This is a genomic window from Nocardioides sp. NPDC059952 (assembly GCF_042730435.1).
Classification (GTDB): Bacteria; Actinomycetota; Actinomycetes; order Propionibacteriales; family Nocardioidaceae; genus Nocardioides.
The window spans coordinates 1-1074 of sequence record NZ_JBHWLY010000177.1; the positions used below are offsets into that span (position 1 = coordinate 1).

2 protein-coding genes are annotated in these 1074 nt (G+C 74.3%); both read left to right on the forward strand.

From position 1 onward, the window contains the following. Nucleotides 1-62: 62 nt before the first annotated feature. The gene (gene traA, locus ACFV9G_RS30015) at nt 63-581 is read left to right on the forward strand and encodes a plasmid transfer protein TraA (protein WP_164358088.1); all 519 of its coding nucleotides are present in this window, start codon (nt 63-65) and stop codon (nt 579-581) included. Then, on the forward strand, nt 578-1074 hold a 497-nt coding region (locus ACFV9G_RS30020), incomplete at its 3' end, for a hypothetical protein (protein ID WP_378733158.1). The genes traA and ACFV9G_RS30020, both read left to right, overlap by 4 nt.

The window sequence follows — 1074 nt, forward strand, 5'->3', positions numbered from 1 at the left end:
CCCGGGGACGGCGGAGGGGCCGGCCAGTCGGACGGCACCCACACCCACAGCTGGAGGCACCTATGACCACGACCCACAGCGGACCGAGCAAGGGCGAGAAGTTCGCGTCCGCCGCCGGGAACTTCGTCGGCGCCGCGACCGGCGGGTTCGTCCCCCCGATCAACGTCACCGTCAACAACACCAAGACCTCGGGTAGCAAGGGCATCCCGGCGGCCCGGGCACACGGAGAGAGCCTGCTCCCCGCCCCGGAGTTCGCGTCCCCCGCGCAGATCCGGGTCTACTGCAACACCCTCCGCGCGGCCGCCGTGTCCCTCTCCTTCGAGGTGGCGATGGCGGCGGAGATCCTCAAGGCCGTGCTGGCCACCGTCCCGGACCCCGAGGGCCGCATGGGCGGCTCCAAGATCCGCGCATTCAAGGTCGCCCGGAAGATGCAGCGCGCCGCCGACGAGCTGCGCGACGCCGCCAAGCTCGCCGCCGCCACCTACGCCGCGTTCCAGGCGGAGTACGAGGGCGAGTTGAACGCCCACCGGCACAAGGCCCGCCAGCCGCAGCGGCCGCGCATGACCTGGGGCCAGCAGTGAGCCGCCACCACCACGACGACGACCAGGACGAGAGGGCCGGAGCGATGACGAACCACCACCCCGCCGCCATCACGACGACGACCAGGGGCGGCGTCGGCGCCTACCTGCTGAACCGGGCCAAGCCGCACCTTCCGCCGTGGCTCGGCCGCGGCGCGGTCGGCCTCGCCGGGGGCGGCGCGCACCTGATGTGGGCCAACTCGGCGGGCGCCGGGGTCGGCCTCACCCTGTCCGCGGTCGCGCTCACCGGGGCGACCTGGTGGGCCGGCCGGGAGACCAGCACGCAGCGGCGCCTGCACTCGGCCAACACCGTGGCGGCCGGGTCGGCGTGGATGACCGGGGCCGCCCTCGCCGGGCCGCTGACCGGCATCCTCCCCGACGCCTACCTCATGGGCGGCGCCGTCCTCGCCCTGAGCTGGAACGTCCGGATGCTGCTCCGCACGTCGGACGGCACGGCCCCGGCCGGGTCCGCCGACAAGTCGCTGCTGGAGAAGGT

What these genes read in the sequence shown, in the direction of transcription:
- traA (WP_164358088.1), top strand. Translation starts at nt 63, where the DNA reads ATGACCACGACCCACAGCGGACCGAGCAAGGGCGAGAAGTTCGCGTCC.